Source organism: Sphingomonas sp. Leaf339 (genome assembly GCF_001426195.1).
Taxonomy (GTDB): domain Bacteria; phylum Pseudomonadota; class Alphaproteobacteria; order Sphingomonadales; family Sphingomonadaceae; genus Sphingomonas.
The window spans coordinates 20,753-44,323 of record NZ_LMRS01000012.1 but is presented as its reverse complement, the minus strand read 5'-3'; the positions used below and the strand labels follow the sequence as shown (position 1 = coordinate 44,323).

Genomic DNA, 23,571 nt, shown 5'->3' with positions numbered 1-23,571 from the left:
CATGAGCGCGCGAGCATTATACAATCGCCGGGGACTAGGGGTGAGAAAGAGCGAAAGTTGGTGTTACCGGAAGTCCCGCCCTGTAGGACAGCCGGTTTCTCGCCTGGCGTGAAAGGCCCCGGAAGATGGCTCTTAGATCAGCCCGGCATGATCCAGCGCCGCATCGACGAGCGCGCGCGCGGCGTCGTTCGCGGGCGTCATCGGCAGGCGGAGATGCGCGGGGAAGCCGGGGCGGACCCGGGTCATGGCGTATTTCACGGGGCCGGGCGATGCATCGGTGAACATCGCGTCGTGGAGCGGATAGAGGCGGTCGTGGAGCGCGAGCGCGGTCGCCATGTCGCCGGCCGCACAAGCCGCCTGAAAATCGGCGGACAGGCGCGGCGCGGCGTTGGCGGTGACGGAGATGCAGCCGGTGCCACCCATCGCGTTATAGGCGAGTGCGAGGTCGTCATTGCCCGACAACTGAACGAAGCTGGTGCCGAGCGCACCGCGATGCTGCGAGACACGGCCGAGCGCGCCGGACGCGTCCTTGATGCCGACGAACACCGACGGAAACGCCTGCACGATGCGGATGACGGTGGCGGGCTGGATGTCGGTGACGGTGCGGCCCGGCACGTTGTAGAGGACGATTGGCAACGGCGCATCGGCGGCCAGCGCCTCGAAATGGCGGAAGATGCCCTCTTGGGAGGGGCGGTTGTAATAGGGTGGCACCATCAGCGCGGCATCGGCGCCGGCATCCCTGGCGGCGCGCAGATTGGCGGTGGCGACGCGGGTATCGTTGGAGCCCGCGCCGGCGATGACGGGCACCCGCCCCCTCGCCTGATCCACGCAGACGCGGACGACGTGGAAATGTTCGTCATAGCTGAGCGTCGCGGCCTCACCCGTGGTGCCGCAGGCGACCAGCGCGGCTGATCCTTCCGCGATCTGCCATTCGACGAAATCGCGGAACACCGCCTCGTCGAAATCACCGGCCGCGTCGAACGGGGTGACGAGCGCGGGAATCGAACCGGAAAACATGGGTGCAGGCGTCCTTTTGGGCAGCTTGGGTGCATTTCGTTCAGGACAGATACGGGTGCGATGCGTAATCTGTCCACATGATCGCACCGATGAAATCAGGGATGCTGCTGGCGATGCTGGCCGGCACCGCCGCGCTGTCCCAGTCGACACCCCCCTATTCCACCCAGTCACAGGACGCGATCGACCGCGCCCAGACCGAGGCCGCCAATCGCGGCGCGGCCATTGCGACCACCACCACGGTCCGCTCCGCCGCCCCGGTGATGGTGGCCCCCAGCAACCCGGCGATCGCATCGGCGCTGGCGCAGTGGCGGGCCCTGCAACAGACCGATGCACTGCCGTTCGACAGCTATGCCAATTTCGTCATCGCGCATCCCGGCTGGCCGGGCGAGACGGCGAACCGACGCGCGGCGGAGCGGCAGGCGGGGCTGGGCACGGGATCGCCGGGAAATGTCGCGGCGTTCTTTCGCAAATATCCGCCGCTGACGGCGACGGGCATGGTGGCGCAGGCGCGGGCGTTGCTGGCGGCGGGCGACCGGGCGGGCGCGGATGCGGCGGCGCGGGCGGCGTGGCGGATGGGATCGCTGTCGACGACCGACGAAAGCGTCGTGCTGACGAGCTTTCCCGGCGCGCTGACGCCCGCCGATCAGGACGCGCGCATGGATGCCCTGTTGTGGCAGGGGCAGACGACGCTGGCGATGCGGCAATTGCCGCTGGTCAGCGCGGCAAAGCGGCCGGTGTTCGAGGCGCGGCTGGCGTTCCGGACGAAGGCGGCCAACGCCGCCGAACTGTCGGCGGCGACACAGGCGATCTATGCCAATGACGCGGGCTACATCGCGGATCGCGCGACGTGGCTGCGCGATACGTTGAGCCCCAGTGCGCGGACCTGGCTGGCGCAAACGCGGACGCTCGCCAGCCGGCCGGGCCATGTCGAAAAATGGTACGAAGTCCTGCTGGTCAACGCGCGCGGTGCGGCGGCGGACGGACAGCATCAGGTCGCCTACGACATCGCGCGGCAGATCGACGATGCCTATCCGGTCGGCACCGACGTTTCGACCAAGCCGTATGGCGAGCGCGACGATTACACCTCGCTGGCGTGGCTGGCGGGGCAGACCGCGCTGAAGCAGTTGAACCGGCCCGCCGATGCGATGACGATGTTCGATCGCTATGGCCGTGGCAGTCAGGCGCCGCAGACGCGGGCCAAGGGCTTCTACTGGGCCGGACGCGCGGCGGAAGCAGCCGGCATGGCCGAACAGGCGACGGCGTTCTATGCGCGGGCGGCGGGGTATCGCGACCAATATTACGGGCAACTGGCGCTGGAGCGGACCGGGCGTCCGCTGGTCGCCCCGCCCGCGATCGCGGCGCCGACGATCGATCCCGCGGTCCGCGCGGCGTTCACCAATCGCGAAACGGTGCAGGCCGCACGCTTCCTGGGTCAGATCGGCCAGTGGCAGGACCAGACCGCCTTTGTCCGCCAGATCGCGGCGGATGCGACCAGCGCGACCGATCATCTGCTAGCGGACGAACTGTCGCGCCAGATTGGCCGCCCCGATCTGGCGGTGATGGTCGGGCGCAGCGCGATGCAGAACGGCCTGACCGATTACTCGGCGGCGGGCTTTCCCGTGGTGCCGGTGCCGGCGGGGTATGAGGGCAACTGGACGCTGATCCACGCGATCGCGCGGCAGGAGAGTCAGTTCGACCGGGCGGCGGTGAGCGGCGCGGGAGCGCGCGGTCTGATGCAGTTGATGCCCGCCACCGCGCGCGAACAGGGCGGCAAGATCGGCCTGAGTTTTACGCCCGAGCAATTGTCGAGCGATCCGTTCATCTCGATCATGCTGGGATCGAGCTATTTCCAGCGCGTCTATGCCAATTACAACAGCTTCCCACTGGCGGTGGCCGCGTACAATGCCGGTGGCGGCAACGTGAACAAATGGCTGCGCCAGTTCGGCGATCCGCGCACCGGCGCGATCGACATGGTCGATTGGGTCGAGCTGATCCCGTATGGCGAAACGCGCAATTATGTGCAGCGCGTGCTGGAGAATGCGGTCGTGTATGACCTGATGAATCCCACCCGCGCCAAGAGTCAGGGTGCGGCGCGCCTGTCCTGGTATCTCGGCAAGTCGCGGCCAGGCTGATGGAGGCGCGGCCCAATTACATCACGCCGGCCGGCTATGCGACGCTGCGCGCGGAATATGAGCGGTTGTTCGGCACCGAACGCCCCGCGCTCGTCGAGACGATCAGCTGGGCGGCGGGGAACGGCGACCGGTCAGAGAATGGCGACTACATCTATGGCCGCAAGCGGTTGCGCGAGATCGACCGGCGGCTGGGCTGGCTGTCGAAGCGGATGCAGGCGGCGAAGGTCGTCGATCCCGCCCGCCAGGAGGATCGCGCGCGGGCGTGGTTCGGCGCCAGCGTGACGATCGTGGACGAGGAAGACCGGGAACGGACCCTGACGCTGGTCGGCGACGACGAGACGGATGCCGCGGTCGGTCGGATCGGGTGGAGCGCACCGTTGGCCCGTGCCCTGCGCGGCAGCGCGGTCGGTGATCTGCGCCGGGTAATTCTGCCCGCCGGCGAGAAGGAATATGAGGTCGTGGCGGTCGCCTATCCGACGACGTGAGGAACACCGCCTTGCCCGCATCGGTTGATGGTCGAAGGAGACACTAGGATGACGGAGCGCCAGCGCGACAATCCGGCACGCGAGGCCGAGGACGAGGCGATCATCAGAGCGGCGCTGCGCGAGACGGGTCTGGACGCGATCGCCGGCGGGATGGGCGGCAGCCTTCAGGCCGAATTCGCCTTGCAGGCCGAGTTGCGCGACGCCAATGACGACGATGAGGCTGAGCCCGATGCAATCGTGACGCGGTGACGGGCAGAGGCTTGCGGGCGCGGGGCGGCTCGGCGAGAAGGCGGGATGGATTATACCCCCACCCGTAACGTCGCTCTGCTGATCGACGCCGACAATGCCTCCGCCGCGACGCTGGACCCGGTACTGACCGTGCTGGCGGAATTGGGGACCGTCAATGTGCGGCGGGTGTACGGAAACTGGTCGAAGCCCGGCCTGAAGGGCTGGCGCGACATGACCGTGAAGCATGGCATCGAGCCGCAACAGCAGTTCGACCTGACCAAGGGCAAGAACGCCACCGACATGAAGATGACGATCGACGCCATGGACCTGTTGTTCCGCGGCAAGATCGAGGGATTCGGAATCATGTCGTCGGACTCGGATTTCATGCCGCTGGCGATGCGTATCCGGCAGGAGGGTATCCCGGTTTATGCGTTCGGCACCAACCGGACGCCCGAAGCCTTTCGCCAAGCCTGCACGCGCTTCATCGATGTCGGCGCGCTGACGGCGGAAGCCACCGCCAAGCGACCGATCGTGGCGACCGATGTGCCGATTTCGGATTCGTTGCCGCCGGCGATCGGAGCGGCGATGCCCACAAGCACGACGCGGCAAGCGCCTGCTCCGGCCAAGGGAACGGGACAGGTCGATCCTGAATTATTGAAGCTGCTGATCGACGCGTATGATTCGGTGCGGCGCGACGAGCGGGGGTTCGTCAGCCTGTCTGCGATGGGCCAGTTGGCGGGAAACCGGTCCAGCTTCGATGTGCGCAATTTCGGCTATCGGCAGCTATCCGACTTGATCGCCGCCGTACCCAATTTTCAGATGGAACGGCGCGACAATGGTCGCGCCTATGTGCGCCGGGTACGGTAAAGCTTAGAGCTGCCTGGCGATCGGTGCCGTCGCGTCTTTCAGCGAGGGGCGATCCGGCAGACCAGCACCGACTACCGCTGCCCCAGCCGCAATGAGCACGATAAAGGCAGCAAGTCTTCCGGTACGCTGACGGGGCATCAAACTCTCCAATCGTGGAGACCTCTTGCGGGCCTGTTAACCGCGCCGTACCGAATGTTGCAGAATTAATCCAGCATGAATCTGAAGGACTGAGATCAGTACCGGGGACTGGCTGTGACGCATACCCGAACGCCAGGTCCGGCATCCTCGAAGACGATATCGCCGCGCAGCTGGCGTACGAGGCTGTGGATCATGCGCATGCCCAGACTGGTGCGCGATGCCGCCTTCCCTTCGACGTCCGCCGGCAATCCGATCCCGCGATCGGCCACGACGATCGACATGCGTTCGTCCGCGACCGTGATCTGAACGGTGATCGGCCCGGTTTCGTCGCCATAGGCGTATTTGATCGCATTGGTGACGAGTTCGGTGACGAGCAGACCGATCGGGATCGCGGCGTCCGCGCTGAGTTCGATATCGACGACGTCGCAAGCGATATCATGACCGGCGGATTGTTCGCGAAGCTGCGCGACGATGCCGCCGACGAGATCGTCGAGCTGCACGATACCCACCTTGTCGCCGCGCCACAACTGGTCGTGCGCCTGCGCGATGGCTGTAATCCGAGCCTGCGCGTCACCGAGCAACCGGGAGATGCGGGGATCGTCGTCTTCCTGCATCTGGAGGTTCAGCATCGCCGACACCAGCGCGAGACTGTTCTTCACGCGGTGGCTCGCCTCGCGCGTCAGCAATTCCTGATGGACCAGCGCGTCGTTCAGGCGGGCCTCGGTCTGCTGGCGTTCGATCGCGACGCCGATCAGGTTGGCGAACCCCTGCATGAAGGCGAGATCGGCAGCCTCAAACTTGCCCTCGTCCGGACTGTCGACTTCCAACACGCCGAACCGGTCACCGCCGGCATGGACCAGTACGTTGATCGCGCGGCGGATCTGATGGTCGGCCATGAAGGCGGGGGTGCGAAACCGAGTCTCGTTCTCAAGATGATTCGAGATGACCGGTTCGCCCGTTTGGTAGGCAAAGCCGGCGGGCGAGCCGAGATCCGAGCGCATTTCGACCTGCCCGACGACGCCAGCCCGCCAGCCGACGCCGGTACGCACGATCAGCTTGTCACGATCGGGACAACCTTCGAGGAACTTGCAGTACCGCGATTGCATGCCGTCCGCGCATAACTCCACGGCGCGTTGCAACAGCGGATCGAGATCGCGGGCGCGTAGTGCCTCGATCCCGAAATCTGCCAAGACGGATTGCTGGCGCAGGCGATATTCCAGCTCGCCCGCGCCGGGCGGTGCGTCGCCACCAGGAGATTCCTCGACCACCGCCACCCCCGATCAGCGCGTCAGTTTCTTGTACGCGAGACGGGTCGGACGATCGGCCGCGTCACCGAGACGACGGCGCTTGTCCTCCTCGTAGCTTTCGTAATTACCCTCGAACCATTCGACGTGGCTGTCGCCCTCGAACGCCAGGATGTGCGTGCAGAGGCGATCGAGGAAGAAGCGATCGTGGCTGATGACCACGGCGCAGCCCGCGAACGTCTCCAGCGCCTCTTCCAGCGCGCGCAGCGTCTCGACGTCGAGATCGTTGGTCGGTTCGTCGAGCAGGAGGACGTTGCCGCCCTCCTTCAGCATCTTGGCCATGTGGACGCGATTGCGCTCACCACCCGACAGCTGGCCGACCTTCTTCTGCTGGTCCTGCCCGCGGAAGTTGAAGGCGCCGACATAGGCGCGTGTGCCCATCTCCTGCTTGCCGAAACGGAAGATTTCCAGCTCGTCGGAGATTTCCTGCCAGACGTTCTTGTTGGGATCGAGATCGTCGCGGCTTTGGTCGACATAGCCGAGCTTGACGGTCGAGCCGACCTCGATCGTGCCTTCGTCCGGCGTTTCCTGACCGGTAATGAGCTTGAACAGCGTCGACTTGCCGGCACCGTTGGGGCCGATGACGCCGACGATGCCGCCCGGCGGCAACGTGAAGTCGAGCCCGTCGAACAACAGCTTGTCGCCGTACGATTTGGTCAGGCCCTTGGCCTCGATCACCTTACCGCCCAGGCGCGAGGGCAACTGGATCAGGATCGCGGCCTTGCCGGCGACGCGGTTCTCCTGCTTCTCCATCAGCTCGTCGAAGGCGCGGATACGCGCTTTGGACTTGGTCTGGCGGGCCTTGGGCGTCTGGCGCATCCAGGCCAGTTCGTCCTGGATCGCCTTCTGCTTGCCGGCTTCTTCGCGCTCTTCCTGCTCCAGCCGCTTGGACTTCTTTTCCAAATAGCCGGAATAGTTGGATTCGTATGTGTAGTAACGGCCGCGATCGAGTTCGAGCACCCAGTTGACGACGTTATCGAGGAAGTAGCGATCGTGCGTCACGAGGATAACGTTGCCGGCATATTCCTTCAGATAATTTTCCAGCCACGACACCGATTCGGCGTCGAGATGGTTGGTCGGCTCGTCGAGCAGCAGGATGTCCGGCTTTTCGAGCAACAGCTTGCAGAGCGCCACGCGGCGCTTCTCGCCACCCGACAGATTGGTGACTTCTGAATCACCCGGCGGGCACCGCAATGCTTCCATCGCCTGTTCGAGCTGGCTGTCGAGCGACCAGCCATCGACCGCGTCGATCTTGGCCTGAAGGTCGCCCATTTCCTCCATCAGCGCGTCGAAATCGGTGTCGTCCTGCGGATCGCCCATTTCCGCCGAGATGGCGTTGAAACGATCGACCAGATCGGCGACGGGACGCACGCCATCCTTGACGTTGCCCATCACGTCCTTGGTCGGATCGAGCTGCGGCTCCTGCGCCAGATAGCCGACCTTGATGCCCTCTGCGGCCCAGGCCTCGCCCACGAAATCCGGATCCATACCGGCCATGATCTTCATCAACGTCGACTTGCCCGACCCGTTGGGGCCGATGATCGCGATCTTCGCCGAAGGAATGAACTGCAGGTGGATGTTGTTCAGAACGGGCTTGTTCGCGCCGGGGAAGGTCTTGGTCAGACCCTTCATGACATAGGTGTACTGGACGGCCATCGGGGGCTCGCGCTCCATGCGTTGGAATGGCGGGAAAACTTCCACGCGCAAATAGCCGTGCCGGGGCCGGAACGCAAACGACGGCGTCGGGGCGTGCCTATCCATGCCGACTTGTGTGGCAGCGGCAATCCGCCCTACCCCTGCGACATACCAATGTGACGTACCAACAAGGGGATCGATATGAAGCGCCTCGCCCTCATGCTGCTTGCCAGCGCCGCACCCGCCGCCGCGCAACAGGCAGCGCCCGCCACCCGATCGCGCGCGGCGCCGCCGGCCGCCGCCGTCGATCCGAAGGTCGCCGCCCTTCGCGACAAGGCGCTGCGCGACGATGTCGCCTATGCCATCACCGAAGGGCTGACGACCGAGATCGGCCAGCGCGGCACGGGCGGATCGGCGGCACAGGCGCGGGCACGCGATTGGGGCGTGGCGAAGCTGAAGGCGTTGGGGTTCCGCAACGTGCGAATCGAGACATATACCCTGCCGAATGTCTGGCAGCGGGGCGTGGAGACGGCCGAGGTGGTGGCCCCCTATCCACAAGTCCTGCGACTGACCGCGCTGGGCAATTCGGGCGCGACACCGGCGGCCGGCCTGACCGCGCCGATCGTGTACTTTGCCAGCCTGAACGACCTGATGGCGGTGCCGGACGGCAGCCTGACCGGCAGGATCGCCTTCGTGTCGAACGCCATGCAGCCCACGCAGGATGGATCGAGCTATGGCAGCAGCGGCGCCGCGCGGTTCGTGGGACCAAACATCGCCGCGAAGAAGGGCGCCGCGGCCATCGTAATCCGGTCGATCGGCACCGATCATGGCCGAGGCCCCCATGCCGGCACGACGAACTTCGATGCGGGCGTCACGCCGATACCGGCCGCCGCGCTGTCGGTGGCGGACGCGGAAAATCTGGAGCGGATGGTGAAGCTGGGGAAGCCGGTATCGCTGAAGCTGACGCTGACGCCGCGCCTGATCGGCCCGCGCCAGTCGGGCAACGTCATCGCCGAGGTGCCGGGGACCGACAAGGATGCCGGTATCGTGCTGGTCGGCGGGCATCTCGACAGTTGGGAACTGGGCACCGGCGCGATCGACGACGCCAGCGGTCTGGGCATCACCACCGCCGCCGCCAAGCTGGTGATGGACGCCGGCCGCCCCCGGCGGACGATCCGCGTCGTGTGGTTCGGCGACGAGGAGATCGGCGGTTTCGGCGGACAGGAATATGCCAAGGCCCATGCCGGCGAACGCCATGCCAGCGCGAGTGAAAGCGACTTCGGCGCCGACCGGGTGTGGCGCGTTGAGACCGCCCTGCCCGACAGCGCCAAAAACGTCGGCGACCGGCTGGCCGCCGCCCTTGCCCCGCTCGGAATCGTACGCGGATCGGGTGTTGGCGGCGATGGGACGGACATTGGCCCGGTCATCCGCACCGGCGTGGCCGGAATCGACCTGAATCAATCGGGCCTGCGATATTTCGACGTACACCATACGCCGGAGGATACGCTGGACCGCGTCGATCCGGAACAATTGCGCCAGAACGTAGCGGCTTGGACGACGATGCTGGCGATCGTGGCAAATGCTCCGGAGGAAATCGGACCCGTCGTCAGGCAGCCGTGACTGTCATCATCTCGTCGCAACATTGCTGTTTGATGAATTTTCCGCGTTGACCGCCTCCGTCCGTCCGCTATGCACGCCGCTTCGCGACGGCAATCAGGTCGGACGCGATTTTTTCTATGCTTGGGAGCATTCGAATGAAGAAGATCGCCTTTGTTCTCGCTGCCGCCGGCCTGATGTCCGTGGCCGCCTGCTCGAAGTCGCCGGAAGCGGCTGCTGTTGAAAACAATGCCGAGATGATGGCGGATAACCTGGAAGTCCAGGCCGACAACCTCGAAGATCTGGCCGACAACTCTTCGAACGTCGCCGCTTCGGCCGCGCTCGAGAACGCATCGGACAACCTCGAAGCAGCTGCGGACAACGTCCGTGACGCCGCTGACGAGAAGATCGACAACATGAAGTAATCGCCGGTCGGGCTTCATGCCCGATCGACCGTTACGAGGAAAAAGGGTGCTTGCCATGCGGCAGGCGCCCTTTTTCTTTTTGGCGGACTGCGCTAGGCGACGTCGGCGTGGGCCTGTAGCTCAACGGTTAGAGCTGGCCGCTCATAACGGCTAGGTTGCGGGTTCGATTCCTGCCGGGCCCACCACTTTTACCACAATGACCACGCTGCAACGCTTGCACACGGCGCATTACCCCTCTACCGCCACCTTCGTCGGGGAGTGGCGCAGGCTGGTAGCGCACCTGGTTTGGGACCAGGGGGTCGCAGGTTCGAATCCTGTCTCCCCGACCACTTATTCAACAAATCTTCGAGCGATGGCGCAGGCTGGTTTGCATGACCCGATCGGGGTCGCGTGTCTTCGATGCGTCACCGACCCAGCCCGCGCCGATGGACTCGAGATCGATCATCGACATCCTCACATCAGGACATCGCCGGCGCTGGTGGGACTGGGCCATCCGGCAGGGGAATGAATTCCTGATCGTCCGCGTCCGGCAGCTTCATCCGTCCCTCCCGCCAATCGGCGGCCGCTTGCATCAGGCGTTCATGGGATGAGGATACGAAATTCCAATACAACAGGCGCTCGCCCACGGGATCGCCACCCAGCACCATGACGGTCGAGGGCCGCAGCGCGCGGACTGAGGATGCCGTTCGATCGACGACAATCATGCGTCCGGCTTCGTGCCGCTGGCCACCGCATTCGACCTCTCCTCGAGCGACATAGACCGCGCGCTCGGCGTGACCGCTGGGGATCTCGGCGATGCTCCCCTCGGCCATTTCTAGGTGCGCGTAGAACAGGGGCGAATGGGTTCGGGCCGCTGCGGTCAGCCCGAATGCGCTGCCTGCGATCAACTGCCCGATGACACCGCGATCGTGCCACTGCGGCAGGTCGTTCCCCTCGTGATGGGTGAAGGAAGGCGCCGTCTCTTCGTCGCCCGTGGGCAATGCCACCCAGGCCTGGATGCCGTGAAGATGATCGCCGACTGCCCGCGCGCGCTCGAACCGCTCGCTATGCGTGATGCCGCTGCCGGCGGTCATCCAGTTTACCTCTTGCGGTCGAACCGCCTGGACCGAACCGACGCTGTCGCGGTGCATCATTTCGCCGGCGAACAGATAGGTTACCGTGGACAGGCCGATATGCGGATGCGGCCGCACATCGACGCTGCGATCCACCCCGGATGCCAGATCGAGCGGACCCATGTGATCGAAGAAGATGAATGGTCCAACCATCCGCCGCTTGGCGAAGGGCAAGACGCGTCCGACCTCGACACCGCCGCCCAGGTTTCGTCGACGTTGTTCGATGATCATCTCGATCATGATGTAGCTTCCCTGAATATCTGACGACCTGCGCTTCGGTACATTTCTATGTCAGTCGATCACTTCGGTCCAACTCGCAATCGAGAGGCCAAGGCGATGCCTGCCACAAGTTGCAGAACGCCATACATCCGGCGACGGCCGGGCTTGCCGCCGAATGGCCGGACCAACATGTCGGCAGCGACAAAGTTTGATCGCCAGAGCTCGACATGCCGTTCGGGCTGCAAAATGCCGAGGATGCCGTCGCCGATCATAAAGATCGCAGCCATTTCGGCAGTGCGATTGATCGCGATTTTACGGTCGGCCGGTTTCATGGAATGCTCCTTCAGCAGTCTAAACGCGGCGGCACGTGGTCGGTCTCCTCATGCCGTTGCTCACGAGCCGATCTTACAAGGTTGCCGCGTCACATCTGGCTGGAAAGAGCGCCTGTCGCGTGTCACCATCGATCGTGAACGAAGGTAGCGACCCCACATTTCCTGAGGGTTTGCCGGTCAAGGGAAGGCATGGAATGGCTGTGAACCGTCGAGGCTGGATGGCAGTAGTTGCTGCACTGGGTTCATCCATCATCGCCGGCCGGGCGATCGCCGCGGGCAGCGGTGGTCGCAAGCAGATGGTTCACCACGTCTTCTTCTGGATGAAAACGCCCGGCCGTTGGACTGACGTGGACAAGCTCATCGCGGGTCTGGAAACGCTGCGCGCCATCCCGGAAATCCGCGAGTTGCGGATCGGCGTCCCGGCAGACACCGAGAACCGGTCGGTGGTGGATGGCAGCTACGGCGTTTCCGAACTGATGGTGTTCGATACGGTCGAGGACCAGCGCCGGTATCAGGACCATCCCATCCACAAGCGGTTCGTGGAATCCTGCGGTGAGCTTTGGGACCGTGTCGTCGTCTACGACAGCATCGATGTCTGATCGGTCCTGATGCAGGCTCAGCCCGGACTGTTGCCCATCACCTCGCCGAGACGCACGGTGCGTTCGGGCGACCATTGGTCGTTGAACTCGATCGCATCGTGTTTGAACAGCATCACGATGGTCGAACCCAGCAGGAAGCGACCCATCTCCTCGCCCTTCGCCAACATGATACCCTGATCAGCATAACTCCATTCGGCCGCCCTGCCCGTGCGCGTCGGATTGACCACGCCGTGCCAGACCGTGGCGATGCTGCCGACGATAGTCGCACCGACCAGCACCATCACGAAGGGACCGTGGATCGGGGATTCAAACACGCACACGACCCGCTCGTTGCGCGCGAACAGGTTCGGCACGCCGCGCGCCGTCACCGGATTGACCGAGAACAGCGCGCCCGGCACGTAGATCATCCGCAACAGTTTGCCGTCACACGGCATGTGCAGCCGGTGATAATCCTTTGGCGACAGATAGAGGTTGGCAAAGCTGCCATGCGCGAATTCAGCCGCTAGCGTCTCGTCGCCACCGATCAACGCCGCGGCGGTAAAGCGATGGCCCTTTGCCTGGATGATGTGGCCATCATCGATCGGGCCGAATTGGCTGATCGCGCCGTCCACCGGGCATATGAAATCTGCGGCGGCCAGAGGACGTGCTCCGGTCTTGAGCGGGCGCGTGAAGAAATCGTTGAAGCTCTTGTAGCTGGCGATATCGGAATTCGCGGCCTCATCCATGTCGACGCCGTATTGGCGGACGAACCAGCGGATCAGGCGCGGCGTCCCCCAGCTCGACTGAGCGCTGGCGACCATGCCGGCGAAGGTTGTCAGGCGTTGCTTCGGGAGCAAATGTTGAAGCAGGACCTTCACGCGATCTGACGTGCCGGGGTTCATGCGTCCGACGCCATAACGTCGGCTGCGTTGCGCGCGGGAAATCGATAACGGACGCTTATTCTCATGAGTGAAGGCTATGCGCAGCCAACCGGAAGTCCAAGCGAATCCGGTTTGCAACAATCTGAAATCTGTTTCGTATGACCCAGTTGCAGGAGTGGCGCGCCGCCGCCGCGTTGCATATAGCTGCCGCCATGATCTTTTTTTCGAATGCTTCGCGCCGTGCCGTCCTCGCCGTGATGCTGCCCTTGCTGGCGGCGCCATTGCCGGTCAGCGGCGCGACGGTCCGCAAGCAAAAGCCGCGGGCTGCCGCATCAACGCCGGTTAAGGCGAACAACACCATCATCGCTCTGCCGTTGAACCCGGTGGTGCCACCGGGGCAGCGGCTGTGTTCGGCGACGACCGCGTCGGGATTGGGATATACGATGCTTCGATCAGGTACGGGCGCAAAGCCCGGCCAGAGCGACGTCGTGCTGCTGAACTACGTCGGGTATCTGGCAGCAACCGGCGCGGTGTTCGATCAGGGCATGCGGTCGCCCCTGCCGGTCAACGGCGTTATCCCCGGCTTTTCGCAAGGGCTGCAGATGATGGCGAAGTCCGGCGTCGCGCGGCTCTGCATCCCGGCGGCGCTGGGCTATGGCGCTCGAGAGTCAGGACCGATCCCTGCCAATTCCGATCTGGTCTTTCAGGTTGAAGTCGTGGATTTCAAGACTGCGGCCGAAGTGGCGAGCATGAACAGCGGCGCAACAGACGGGGTAGCCGTGCCGAAGGATGCCAACCCACAGCCATAGTCGGATTGCCGCTGCACACGAGGTTTATCAGCCAAGGTATTACGTTGGCTCGGCCACCTTCCGGAGGATGCGCGAGAGCTGCTCCACTGAATAGGGTTTGTGCAGCAGTTCGAAGCCGTGGGTCACATCTTGCGCCAGCACGTTGCTGTAGCCAGACGTCAGGACCACCGGCAAATCGGGGTATTTCGATCGGATCAGCTTTCCGAGTTCAATCCCGTTTATGCCGGGCATCATGACATCGGAAAACACGATGTCGAAACGCGAGATATCATTAGCGAGTTCGGCCAACGCCTCCTGCGCATCTGCCGCCCACACCGTCACATAGCCCAGTTCGGCAAGGGACTGGGTAGTGAACGTCCCGACCTCCTTGTTGTCCTCGACCACCAGGACACAGGTGCCATGCCCATCGGCCAGGGTTTCAAGCGTCGTACCAGTCGCCACCACATCATTGCCGTCGGCCCGCGGCAAATAGAGGGTGAAGGTCGTACCTTCGTCGACCCGACTTTCGACGACGATGTCACCGTCGGATTGCTTGGCGAATCCGAATACCTGACTGAGGCCGAGGCCGGTTCCCTGCCCTACTCCCTTGGTCGTGTAAAACGGCTCGAAGATGCGCTCCAGCTTGTCGGGCTCGATGCCCGATCCGGTATCCCTCATCGAGATAGCAACATACTGTCCCTCGACGGCCGGATGCGCGCGGACGGCGGGAATGAACGACGCGGACCTGACCGAGATATCGATCCGGCCAGCCCCATCCATCGCGTCGCGCGCGTTCACCGCCATGTTGACCAGCGCCGTATCGAGCTGGCTGGGATCGACGTTGGTGAAGCAAGGCGTTTCCCGCAGATCGATGCCGATCTCGATTCTCGACCCGGTCAATGTTCCCAACATGTCGGAAATGACCCGCAGGCTCTGGCCCACATCGATGACCTCTGGCCGCAACGCCTGCCGACGGGCAAATGCAAGTAGCTGACCAGTCAGCTTGGCCGCGCGATCGGCGGTGTCGGAAATCGCGTCAATATACCGAGCCTGCCGCTCGGGGCTGAGATCGGGTCGCTTGAGCAGGTCGGTCGCCGACCGGATGACCGTCAGCAGGTTGTTGAAGTCGTGGGCGACGCCACCGGTCAACTGGCCGACCGCCTCCATCTTCTGCGATTGGCGCAGGGCGTCTTCGGCATGTTGCAACTCCCCCGTCCGGGCGGCCACCTGTTCTTCGAGCGACAAGGCGAGCGCTGCCAGTGCCTGCTCCGTACGGCGACGTTCCGTGGCGATCCTGGTCCGCTCCGCGACTTCGCGAGCAAACATGATCTCGGCCGAACGCCAGCGCAGTTCCCAAGCACTACCCAAGTAGAGCATGGCGACAAGCTGGCCATTCTCCATGATGGGCATATTGATCAACGCACGCGCGTTAACCGATTCAAGCGCGTCAACGGCCTGCCATGTGCGGGGATCGAGACGAATGTCTTCGATGCAGACCTCTTCGCCGCGCTTCATATCGTCGATGTACGACCCGAAATTGCGGAGATTAAACGTACCCGACAGGGGATGCACGCCGGGCGCAGTCCAGTCGCGAGTCACGGTCACAGTTTCGGCTGTCGCGTCGATCTCGCCATAACCGACCCTGCTCAGGTCGATCGTGCGGCCAATGATCGCGGCGGCGGCAAGGACGATGTCGTCGGGAGATTCAGTATCGCGAAATACGTCACCTAGCTCGACAAGCGCGGCGCGCATGATCTCGTTACGGCGCTGATCGGTGATGTCGATCGAAACGCCGGCAATGCGCAGCGCCTTGCCCTCGGCATCGAAAAATGGCTGGCCCCGCGAGCCGATCCATCGCATTTCGCCGTCAGCGCGATAAATCCGGTAGGTGACATCATAATCCGTGCCCTCCGCCACACAACGGCGGACCTCGGCCACGCTTTTCGCCCGGTCATCAGGATGAATGGCCTCCAGTCGATCCGCATAGGTGAAGGGTTGGTCGATCGGCCGGCCGAAAATTTCTTTGCACGTTTCGGATGCCGTTAGTTGCTTCGACTCAATCTCCAGGCTCCACGTGCCAAAACGGGCGGCCTTGAGCGTGAAAGCAAGTTCGCGCTCCTGCTCCTGTTGCACGCGCAACCGATCGGTCAATTCGGCCATGAGCGATGCGTTACTGGTCTCCAGCCCCTTCAATCGCTCCCGCTCGAGCGTGACGTCGACCTGGCTGGCGAAGAAATAGGCCAGAACACCCTCGGTATCGTAGACCGGCGCCATCAGCAGCCGGTTCCAGAACGTCTCCCCATCCTTGCGATAGTTCTGAATGTCGATCTCGATGGACTCGGCTCGCCCGACCGCATCGCGGATTTTGCGCACGGTTTGCGGATCGGTGTCTGGTCCCTGGAGAAACCGGCAGTTGCGCCCGATTATTTCATCCCGGCCATAACCGCTCAGACGACAAAAGGCATCGTTGGTGAAGACGACAGGGTTGTCTGACAGCCGGGGGTTGGTGATGATCATCGGCATGCGCGTGGCGCGCACCGCCGCCACGAACGGATCGGTTCCGAGATCTTGGCCAATCAACTCGGCGGCGATGCGTTCGGCATCGGCGGTCATCTTCGAGCCGATTTCGACGGCGCGATCGGTCGTGTCACTCAAGGCCGTCACTCGTCGATTGCCGCGTTGTTACCGGCCTCTACGCGACACCTGTTTTCGTCGCAACGACGCTGTTGCGCGTCCGTTTTCCACTCGTCCATCTCGAACGTATCGAAATGAAACAGCAAAGACACAATGGTACTTCGACACCAGATAAACCCGCAAAAATACCAGGAACACGCATCACGGCGAGCGGTTGATGCGGCCGAACCGGTAGCGCCTAAGCGGAGTCGGTGCGGAGATCGACCATGAAGGCACTGACGACGATGTTGCTGGGAGCGCTGGCGCTAACTGCCTGTGCCGCCCCCGCGACGCGTATCTCGACGGGGCTGCAGCGTTATGGGCTGGATGCGGAACGTTCCGATTGCGTCGGGACACGATTGCAGAGCGATCTGTCGCTGGGCCAGCTTCAGAAATTGGGCCGCGCCGCTGCCGCCTATCGCAAGGGTGACACCACGCCCGGCGTTTTGACCGTTAGCGATCTTCTGAGGGTCGCCGGCGAGTTGAAGGATCCCGCCATCGCACTCGCCGTGGGCAAGGCCGCCTCCGGCTGCGGCGTCCTTCCCTGACCGATCACCGTATATCCATTTCATTCTTCAAGGAGACGATCATGAACAACGACGAATTTCAGGGTAGCGTCCGCTACGTCGGCGGAAAAGTCGAAAAGGCCGTCGGGGATGCCGTCGACAGCCGCGACTGGAAGGTTGACGGCGTTGTCGATCAGGTCGCCGGCGGGGCGCAGCACACGTACGGGCGAGCCAAGTCGATTATCGGTGATGCCATCGATAGCGCACCCGAATTGGCGGACGAGGCACGTGACCGGTTGAAGGCGGCCGGGGAACGTATCGCCGATACCGCGCAGAAGAGCGGCAAGGCGGCGGCGCAGACCGTGCAAGATACGCCCGTTCTCTCGGCAGTCGCAGCGGCGCTGGCCGGCTATGGCCTCGCCTGGCTCGTGCACGCCCGGCACGACTGAGTTCGTCATGACCGAGGCAGCATTCAAATCCCTCCGCGAGACAGCCGACCTGCGCCATCTGCGTCAGATCATCGTCGGTCTGGACGAGGGTGTGATCCTCATCGATCCCGACCAGAGCCTGCTCTGGGCGAACGATGCTGCCTTGACCATGCACGGCGTGGAAGACATCGCCGAACTCGGCGCGACCGTGGACGATTACCGGTCACGATTCCAACTGCGTTACCGCAACAACCACCGGGTCGAAGCGGATGACTATCCTGTCGAACGCGTGGTTGCCGGAGATTCCTTTTCGGAGGTGGTGGTCGAGGTGACGGTGGCGGGAGACGACGCGCCCCGCTGGGTGCATCAAGTGCGCAGCCTGGTCCTCAACGATGCCGACGAGGCAGAACCCGCGTGCCTCGTGCTCATCATTCAGGACGTATCCGCGCGCTACGAGGCCGAGGACCGTTTCGAGCAGTCGTTCAATGCCAACCCCGCGCCTGCCGTGATCTGCCGGCTGAGTGACCTGCGGTTCGTCAAGGTCAATCAGGGCTTTCTGGATATGACCGGCCACCACCGGGATCAGGTGCTGTGCAGGACAGTGTACGACATCGATGTTCTACGCGGGGCAGACAGGCGCGATCTGGCCAAGGAGCGGCTCGCCGAGGGGCGTACCATTCCGCAGATGGAGGCGGAAATGGAGCTTCCCGGCGGCGGCACCAAGCTCGTCATCGTCGCGGGGCAACCGATCGACATGGGCGAACAGCCATGCATGCTGTTCACCTTCGCCGATCTGGAACCGCGCCGGAAAGCACAGGACGCCCTTCGCCATAGCGAGGAGCGCTTCACCCGTACTTTTGAAATGGCCCCGGTGCCGATGGCGATCGGCACGAGGGACGGGCACTTGCTGTGCGAGGTCAATACCAGCTTCACCTCGATGACCGGTTATACGCCGACAGAAATCATCGGTCGGCCACTTGGCGAGGTCGAGCTTTGGGAAAGCAGTGCGATCCGGCATCGGATCGAGGAAGCGATCAAGGACGGTCGTGATCTGCGCGGCCATGACGCCCGTATCGTGGCAAAAGACGGCGCGCCGATCGACTGCATCATATCGACCGAGGCGATCACGCTGGGTGACGACGCCTGCGTATTGTGGGCGTTCCAGGACATCACCCAACGCAAGGCGACGGAACTCGAACTGGTCGACGCGATCGAGGCGGTGATGAAGGACACGAGCTGGTTCAGCCGTTCGATCATGGACAAGCTGGCCCGGCTCCGCGCACCCCAGCCGGATATCACCGGTCCGGGGCTCGACGATCTAACGGCGCGCGAGCGCGAAGTGCTTGCACTCATCTGTCGGGGTTACGACGACAAGACGATCGCCCGCACGCTCGATGTCGCCAGCAACACAGTCCGTAATCATGTCGCCCGCATCTATGCCAAGATCGGCGTCAACCGCCGCATCGCCGCAGTGGCCTGGGCCCGTGCCCGGGGCTTCGACGGCGAGGGCGTGATGCACGAACGGACCCAATTGGAGACCACAGCATGACGGCCCGGCGCACAGGTAAGGAAGCCCCTGCCGACCCAGAGGCGAAGAATGCGGCAACGCGTGTCGCCAAGGGATCGGTCCAGGAGGCGATCGGTAAGCTGATCGGTGACGATGCGGCGCGTGAGCGTGGCACCGCCGAAAAGAAGGCGGGTGTCGCCGAGGCTACCGACATCCAGAAATCCCAGAAACCCTAAAAATCATCGCGGTTTTGATCGCGGCGAAGATATCTTTCCAACAGGAGTAACTATGGCGACCCACGTAACCACCGGCCTTGCGCCGGTCGATGATGCTTATCTCGGCAAGACCCCTACTCGACTATCCTGGGGCGCAATCTTCGCCGGCGTCGTCATCGCCGTCGCGGTGCAACTCGTCCTCGGCATTTTGGGCGCTGGCATCGGGTTGACGATGGTCGATCCGGTCGAGGGGACCACACCGGGCGCGGCCGGGTTCGGGATCGGCGCCGGCATCTACTGGCTTATCACGACGATCCTCGCACTCGGTATCGGCGGCTATGCCGCAGCGCGGGTTGCGGGCGTCCACGAGCGGTTTGATGCCCTGGTCCATGGCCTGGTCGTCTGGGGCGTGACGCTGATCCTCACCCTTTACCTGCTCACCTCAGCGGTCGGTGGGATCATCGGCGGTGCGTTCCGGACCGTCGGCGCAGTGGCCGGCGCGGCTGGCACGACGGTAAGCGCGGCGGCGCCAAAGGCCGCCTCGATCGCCGGGATCGATGAGGGTGATGTCCGCAGCGAGGCGGCGGCCTATCTGTCGGATGCGCCGACCGATCCCGCGCAGATGACGACCGAGCAGGCGCAAAAGGAAATTGCGAAGCAGCTTCCAGCCCTGGCGCGTGGCGGGACCGACGGCCAGCAAGCCGAAAGCCGCATCGTCGATATCGTCGCTGCTCAGCGCAAGATCAGCCGTCCCGAAGCTCAGGCGCAGGTAACGCGCGCCAAGCAGCAGTTCGTGGAAACGAAGAACAAGACGGTCGCGACCGCCATTTCGGCGACCGACAAGGCCGCCGGCGCGGCTGCGGGCACGTCATTCGTTCTGGTGTTCGCGCTACTCGTTGGTGCGGCCGCTTCCGGTATCGGTGCAACGGCGGCAACCCGTCGCCGGCTGCGCTGAGTTTCTGCGGCGGATGGGCGTACCGCATCCGCCGCACCCCATTTTTCCCATGAAGGATAACATTATGACAAAGCAAATCGGCCTGGTGCTGGCACTGACCACCGTGATCGGCCTTTCCGCCTGCAACACGGTGAACGGTGCCGGGAAAGACGTGAAGTCTGCCGGTACCGCGATTTCCAGCGCGTCGGGCGAGAGCAAGAAGTAACTGCCTTAAGCACCGCTCGGCCTGGTTTGGTCGGGCGGTGCTTTTATCGATTACTCGTCTCCAGTCTCATTTGTATCCGGCGCTTCTTGCGCCGCTGCCTTTCGGTCAGCCTTGGCTTGCGCTTTCTTCGCGGACTCGGTGGCTTTGGCCTTCTCGCGCTCCCGGCGCTCGAAATCGTAGTTTGGTTTGCGTGGTATGTCAGTCACTCCGTGGCACGGCGTTGGCGGCCGGGATGCCTGGCCAGGAGCAGGCAATCAGCCACTCCTGGTCAATAGCAAATCGCCGGTCCTGTTCAGGACCAAGCGCGATCCGGTCAACGCTCTCCATAGCGAAGTTTCGCGCCAAGATAAATGAAGCGCCCGACAGGCGAGATCGGGACGTTCGTCTCGAACCCGATATCCGGCTTCTGATCGGCCAGATTGTTGACGCCGCCATAAAAGGCGAACCGATCGTTGACCTCGATCTGGGCCTGCACGTCGTGCTGCCACAATTCCTTGTACCGGAAATAGCGCGGATCGACGAGGCTGGAGTTCGCGGCGGTATCGATCCGGCTGAACCGGCGCACGCCGTCCTGCCAGCGTAGGTTATAGCTGAGCGTCAGCGGCCCGGTGGTCCAGGTCGGCGAAACGGTGAAGTTATATTTCGGCCGAAATATCTGGTCGACATTGTTCTCGACCACCGCGCCAGGTGTCGCGATCTGTTCCAGCCGGTCGAGATAGCCGCCCACGAAGCGCAGATCGAATGTGCCGGCCCGTGTCGTGGTAAATCGCCAGGCGATGTTCAGTTCGGCACCCGCCGTGCGGAAGGCGGCCACGTTCTGCGGCTGCACCACGAACCCGTTGATGAAGCCGCTGCCGGTCCGGCGGCTGATCGACGCACAATACGGATTGTCGAGCGTTGGCTGATCGACGCACAGCGCGGCGATGGCGTTGGCATCCGGCGTGTTGATCGCGTCGCGCAGGCGAATATCGTACCAGTCGAGACCGATCGAAAAGCCGGAGACGGGCCGCAGGACGACGCCGGCTGTCCAAGTGCGGGCGACCTCTGCACGCAAGTCAGGATTGCCCTGCTGCGTACCGGGAATGAAGATCGTGGCATCCGGATTGTTCTGGGCGGTGAAGGTGGCGGGATTGCCGCCGGCGGCGGTGATGAGCGCCTGGCAATTGGCGCCGCGGAACGAGGTGCCGAGGCTGCGGTTGCCGACATAGCAGGGGTCGGAGAAGAAGTTGCTGGTCCCGGTCCGCGGACGGAATATCTCACCGATATTGGGTGCGCGGACCGAGCGGCCATAGGACCCGCGGAAGCTGATCTCGCGGACGGGTGCGTAGATGCCGTTGAACTGATAGCTGCGCGTCGAATCGACGGTGGAATAATCCGAGTAGCGCCCGGCCGCACCGACCGACAACAGGTTGGCGAACGGCAGATCCTTCAAGATCGGCACGTTGACCTCGCCAAACGCCTCCCATACATCGAAATGACCGTTCGACGGCGTGGGGATGATGTACTCGTCATATTGATAGAACAGATTGTCGGTCAGCGCCTGGGCGGGACGGAAGCGGCTGGACTCGCGCCGATATTCGCCACCTACCGCAAAGGCGACCGGGCCGCCGGGCAACTCGAAAAGCTGACCGAAATCGCCAGTCAGCGAAGCGTTAGCGACATGCTGGGTCAGGCGGGCGTTACTGATCGGATTGCTGAGGAAGTAATCGAACGAGGCCGGGTCGACCGTGATGCCGCCGAACGTGTTGACCGGCACGCAACCCGCGGTGCGCGCCGCGGCCGAACGGCATACCACCTGCCCGGTCGTCGGATCGCGTACCGCGTCGAGCGCAGCTAGGAAACGGTCGTTCAAACGGTCGTTCAGCTTGGTCGCGCGGACGTCCGTCTGACCATAGGTGTAGGAGGCGTCGTAGCTCAGATGGTCCGAAAGCCGCCCGGTGACATCGACCACGCCGCGGTACGTGCGCCGCCGATCCTCCTCGCCGCGACGGGAAATGTCGAAATTGTTGCGGCTGATATCGACAGAGGTCAGGCCGGCATTGCGCGCTGCCGTCAGGATACTGGCGGGAATGAACGGATTGTCGAGTGCGATCGTCGCCGGGTAGTTGCCGCCGAAGCCGCTGAAGCTCGTCACCGTGGACTGAACGAACTTGCCCTCCAGGCTGATCTTGAATGCGTCCGATGCGTCGAAATGAGTGAGCGCGTTGACAGCATGGCGCCGAGTGCGCGGAAAGATGTCGCCGATGTATCCCGCCACCGGCGTATCGTCACCGCCGATCGAATAGCCGTCGTTCTGCAGGAAACGGCCAGGCGTGTAGATCGCACCGTCGCCGCGAAACACCTGATTGCCGATCACGACATATCCCTGGTTCGAACCGTAGGGATAACGCAGGTCGCGCACCGGCCCGATCTTGTAACTGCCCGGCCGCGCAGGATCATAGCCATCGAGGTTCACAAAAAACTGGCGCTCGGCCAACGAGAGATAAGAGCGGTCGTCGTTCGCCAGAGGCTGGTCGGCATTATACTCATACGCCAACGTCACGTTGGCGCGGCCGTCGGCGAAGTTCCGGCCGGCGACGATCGAGGCGAAGCGGTTGGCGGCGTCGCCACGATCGGAAATGCCGAACTGGCTGCGAGCGGCCACCCCGTCAAAGTCACGGCGCAGCACGAAATTGACGACGCCAGAGACGCCATCCGCGCCATAGACGGCAGAAGCCGCGCCGGTCAGTACATCGACACGTTCGATCAAGTCGGTCGGGATTGCGTTGATGTCGAGCGCGGCAGTGTCCGGCTGGCCGGCGACGTGCCGACGGCCATTGACCAGCACCAGCGTACGGTTCGGCCCCAGTCCGCGCAGATCGAGCAGGTTCAGCCCGACCTGACCGAAACTGCCGTCCGACTGGTTGCGACCAGCGGTGCGCGTGCTGTCCAGCGAATTGGTCAGCGCCGGCACGCGTTGCAGGAAGCTGGTGACGTTGGTGCTGCCCGATCGCTGAATATCGGCCGCGCCGAACGAGACGATGGGATTGGGCGCCTCGTAATCCGGGCGGACGATCCGCGATCCGGTGACGACGATATCCGTGTCTTCGCCAGCGATAGCAGCAGGGTCAACGTCCGGCGTTACAGCCGGCGCCGCGTCGGTCACGGTCGGCGCCGTCTGTGCGTGTGATGCGGACGCGACGATCAAAGCCACGCCGCACAACAGATGGCAGCGCCTCAGGATGGGCAACATGTCTATCTCCCCTTTTGATCGATGCCTTTACATCGACAGTCGTTGAGCCAGGGCATACGCCAATACCCAAAGACAGAACAGCGATCGCCATCCGCGCCGGATGCCAACCGATT

At 63.5% G+C, this 23,571-nt stretch carries 22 protein-coding genes and 2 tRNA genes; 16 read left to right on the top strand and 8 right to left on the bottom strand.

Annotated elements, in window-relative coordinates; translation table 11 throughout:
• Window positions 1-132: 132 nt before the first annotated feature.
• Window positions 133-1,017, bottom strand: coding sequence for a 4-hydroxy-tetrahydrodipicolinate synthase (dapA, locus tag ASG67_RS07085; RefSeq protein WP_056527584.1), 885 nt, complete (start codon window positions 1,015-1,017; stop codon window positions 133-135).
• Between the two features lie 89 nt (window positions 1,018-1,106).
• Between dapA and ASG67_RS07080 the strand changes: the two genes are divergently transcribed.
• From ASG67_RS07080 to ASG67_RS07065, 4 genes are read left to right on the top strand one after another with little or no spacing between them, the layout of a single operon-like run.
• On the top strand, window positions 1,107-3,149 hold the full coding sequence (locus tag ASG67_RS07080) for a lytic transglycosylase domain-containing protein (protein WP_235535097.1): 2,043 nt from the start codon (window positions 1,107-1,109) through the stop codon (window positions 3,147-3,149).
• Window positions 3,149-3,634 carry a transcription elongation factor GreB gene (greB, locus tag ASG67_RS07075; protein ID WP_056527578.1) on the top strand — a complete coding sequence of 162 codons (486 nt, stop codon included), beginning with the start codon at window positions 3,149-3,151 and terminating at the stop codon, window positions 3,632-3,634. Before ASG67_RS07080 ends, greB begins: the two co-directional genes overlap by 1 nt.
• Window positions 3,635-3,682: 48 nt before the next feature.
• A complete protein-coding gene (locus tag ASG67_RS07070) occupies window positions 3,683-3,883 on the top strand; it encodes a hypothetical protein (protein WP_056527576.1) in 201 nt (66 codons plus the stop codon).
• Window positions 3,884-3,928: 45 nt separating this feature from the next.
• A complete protein-coding gene (locus tag ASG67_RS07065; RefSeq protein ID WP_056527573.1) occupies window positions 3,929-4,729 on the top strand; it encodes an NYN domain-containing protein in 801 nt (266 codons plus the stop codon).
• A gap of 233 nt (window positions 4,730-4,962) precedes the next feature.
• Here the strand turns inward: ASG67_RS07065 and ASG67_RS07060 are convergent, their stop codons facing one another.
• Both ASG67_RS07060 and ettA read right to left on the bottom strand, forming a co-directional pair.
• On the bottom strand, window positions 4,963-6,135 hold the full coding sequence (locus tag ASG67_RS07060) for a sensor histidine kinase (protein ID WP_056528997.1): 1,173 nt from the start codon (window positions 6,133-6,135) through the stop codon (window positions 4,963-4,965).
• Between the two features lie 12 nt (window positions 6,136-6,147).
• Complete coding sequence (gene ettA, locus ASG67_RS07055; protein WP_056528994.1) at window positions 6,148-7,827, bottom strand: energy-dependent translational throttle protein EttA; 1,680 nt, start codon at window positions 7,825-7,827, stop codon at window positions 6,148-6,150.
• A 180-nt stretch (window positions 7,828-8,007) separates the two neighbouring features.
• Between ettA and ASG67_RS07050 the strand changes: the two genes are divergently transcribed.
• From ASG67_RS07050 to ASG67_RS07035, 4 genes are all read left to right on the top strand, one after another.
• Entirely contained in the window at window positions 8,008-9,426 is a 1,419-nt protein-coding gene (locus ASG67_RS07050) for a M28 family peptidase (protein ID WP_056527570.1), read from the top strand.
• 134 nt (window positions 9,427-9,560) lie between these two features.
• Window positions 9,561-9,827, top strand: a complete 267-nt coding sequence (locus tag ASG67_RS07045) for a hypothetical protein (RefSeq protein WP_056527567.1) — start codon at window positions 9,561-9,563, stop codon at window positions 9,825-9,827.
• A gap of 109 nt (window positions 9,828-9,936) precedes the next feature.
• Window positions 9,937-10,012, top strand: a tRNA-Ile gene (locus ASG67_RS07040).
• 67 nt (window positions 10,013-10,079) lie between these two features.
• Window positions 10,080-10,156, top strand: a tRNA-Pro gene (locus tag ASG67_RS07035).
• A gap of 129 nt (window positions 10,157-10,285) precedes the next feature.
• Here ASG67_RS07035 and ASG67_RS07030 read toward each other — a convergent pair.
• Entirely contained in the window at window positions 10,286-11,179 is an 894-nt protein-coding gene (locus ASG67_RS07030) for a pirin family protein (RefSeq protein WP_056527564.1), read from the bottom strand.
• Between the two features lie 59 nt (window positions 11,180-11,238).
• A complete protein-coding gene (locus ASG67_RS07025; protein WP_056527560.1) occupies window positions 11,239-11,490 on the bottom strand; it encodes a hypothetical protein in 252 nt (83 codons plus the stop codon).
• A gap of 35 nt (window positions 11,491-11,525) precedes the next feature.
• Here ASG67_RS07025 and ASG67_RS07020 point away from each other — a divergent pair, with 35 nt between their 5' ends.
• Window positions 11,526-12,089 (top strand): Dabb family protein, encoded by a 564-nt coding sequence (locus ASG67_RS07020; protein ID WP_235535096.1) that lies wholly within the window; start codon window positions 11,526-11,528, stop codon window positions 12,087-12,089.
• Window positions 12,090-12,106: 17 nt separating this feature from the next.
• Here the strand turns inward: ASG67_RS07020 and asd are convergent, their stop codons facing one another.
• On the bottom strand, window positions 12,107-12,970 hold the full coding sequence (gene asd, locus ASG67_RS07015; protein WP_056527553.1) for an archaetidylserine decarboxylase: 864 nt from the start codon (window positions 12,968-12,970) through the stop codon (window positions 12,107-12,109).
• 137 nt (window positions 12,971-13,107) lie between these two features.
• On the opposite strand from asd, the gene ASG67_RS07010 reads away from it, so the two are divergent.
• Complete coding sequence (locus ASG67_RS07010) at window positions 13,108-13,758, top strand: FKBP-type peptidyl-prolyl cis-trans isomerase (RefSeq protein ID WP_056527551.1); 651 nt, start codon at window positions 13,108-13,110, stop codon at window positions 13,756-13,758.
• A gap of 39 nt (window positions 13,759-13,797) precedes the next feature.
• Here ASG67_RS07010 and ASG67_RS07005 read toward each other — a convergent pair whose 3' ends face one another.
• A complete protein-coding gene (locus tag ASG67_RS07005) occupies window positions 13,798-16,392 on the bottom strand; it encodes a PAS domain-containing protein (protein ID WP_235535095.1) in 2,595 nt (864 codons plus the stop codon).
• A 245-nt stretch (window positions 16,393-16,637) separates the two neighbouring features.
• On the opposite strand from ASG67_RS07005, the gene ASG67_RS07000 reads away from it, so the two are divergent.
• The 6 genes from ASG67_RS07000 (at window position 16,638) to ASG67_RS18255 (ending at window position 20,226) form a co-directional block, all read left to right on the top strand.
• The gene (locus tag ASG67_RS07000; RefSeq protein WP_056527549.1) at window positions 16,638-16,958 is read left to right on the top strand and encodes a hypothetical protein; all 321 of its coding nucleotides are present in this window, start codon (window positions 16,638-16,640) and stop codon (window positions 16,956-16,958) included.
• Window positions 16,959-16,999: 41 nt separating this feature from the next.
• Entirely contained in the window at window positions 17,000-17,365 is a 366-nt protein-coding gene (locus tag ASG67_RS06995; protein ID WP_056527546.1) for a CsbD family protein, read from the top strand.
• A gap of 7 nt (window positions 17,366-17,372) precedes the next feature.
• On the top strand, window positions 17,373-18,893 hold the full coding sequence (locus ASG67_RS06990) for a PAS domain S-box protein (RefSeq protein WP_056528988.1): 1,521 nt from the start codon (window positions 17,373-17,375) through the stop codon (window positions 18,891-18,893).
• On the top strand, window positions 18,890-19,087 hold the full coding sequence (locus ASG67_RS06985) for a hypothetical protein (protein WP_056527541.1): 198 nt from the start codon (window positions 18,890-18,892) through the stop codon (window positions 19,085-19,087). Before ASG67_RS06990 ends, ASG67_RS06985 begins: the two co-directional genes overlap by 4 nt.
• Before the next feature lie 52 nt (window positions 19,088-19,139).
• Window positions 19,140-20,021, top strand: a complete 882-nt coding sequence (locus ASG67_RS06980; RefSeq protein ID WP_056527538.1) for a hypothetical protein — start codon at window positions 19,140-19,142, stop codon at window positions 20,019-20,021.
• A 64-nt stretch (window positions 20,022-20,085) separates the two neighbouring features.
• Window positions 20,086-20,226, top strand: coding sequence for an entericidin A/B family lipoprotein (locus ASG67_RS18255; RefSeq protein ID WP_156460702.1), 141 nt, complete (start codon window positions 20,086-20,088; stop codon window positions 20,224-20,226).
• 313 nt (window positions 20,227-20,539) lie between these two features.
• Here ASG67_RS18255 and ASG67_RS06975 read toward each other — a convergent pair whose 3' ends face one another.
• The gene (locus ASG67_RS06975; RefSeq protein WP_082543375.1) at window positions 20,540-23,458 is read right to left on the bottom strand and encodes a TonB-dependent receptor plug domain-containing protein; all 2,919 of its coding nucleotides are present in this window, start codon (window positions 23,456-23,458) and stop codon (window positions 20,540-20,542) included.
• Window positions 23,459-23,571 lie beyond the last annotated feature (113 nt).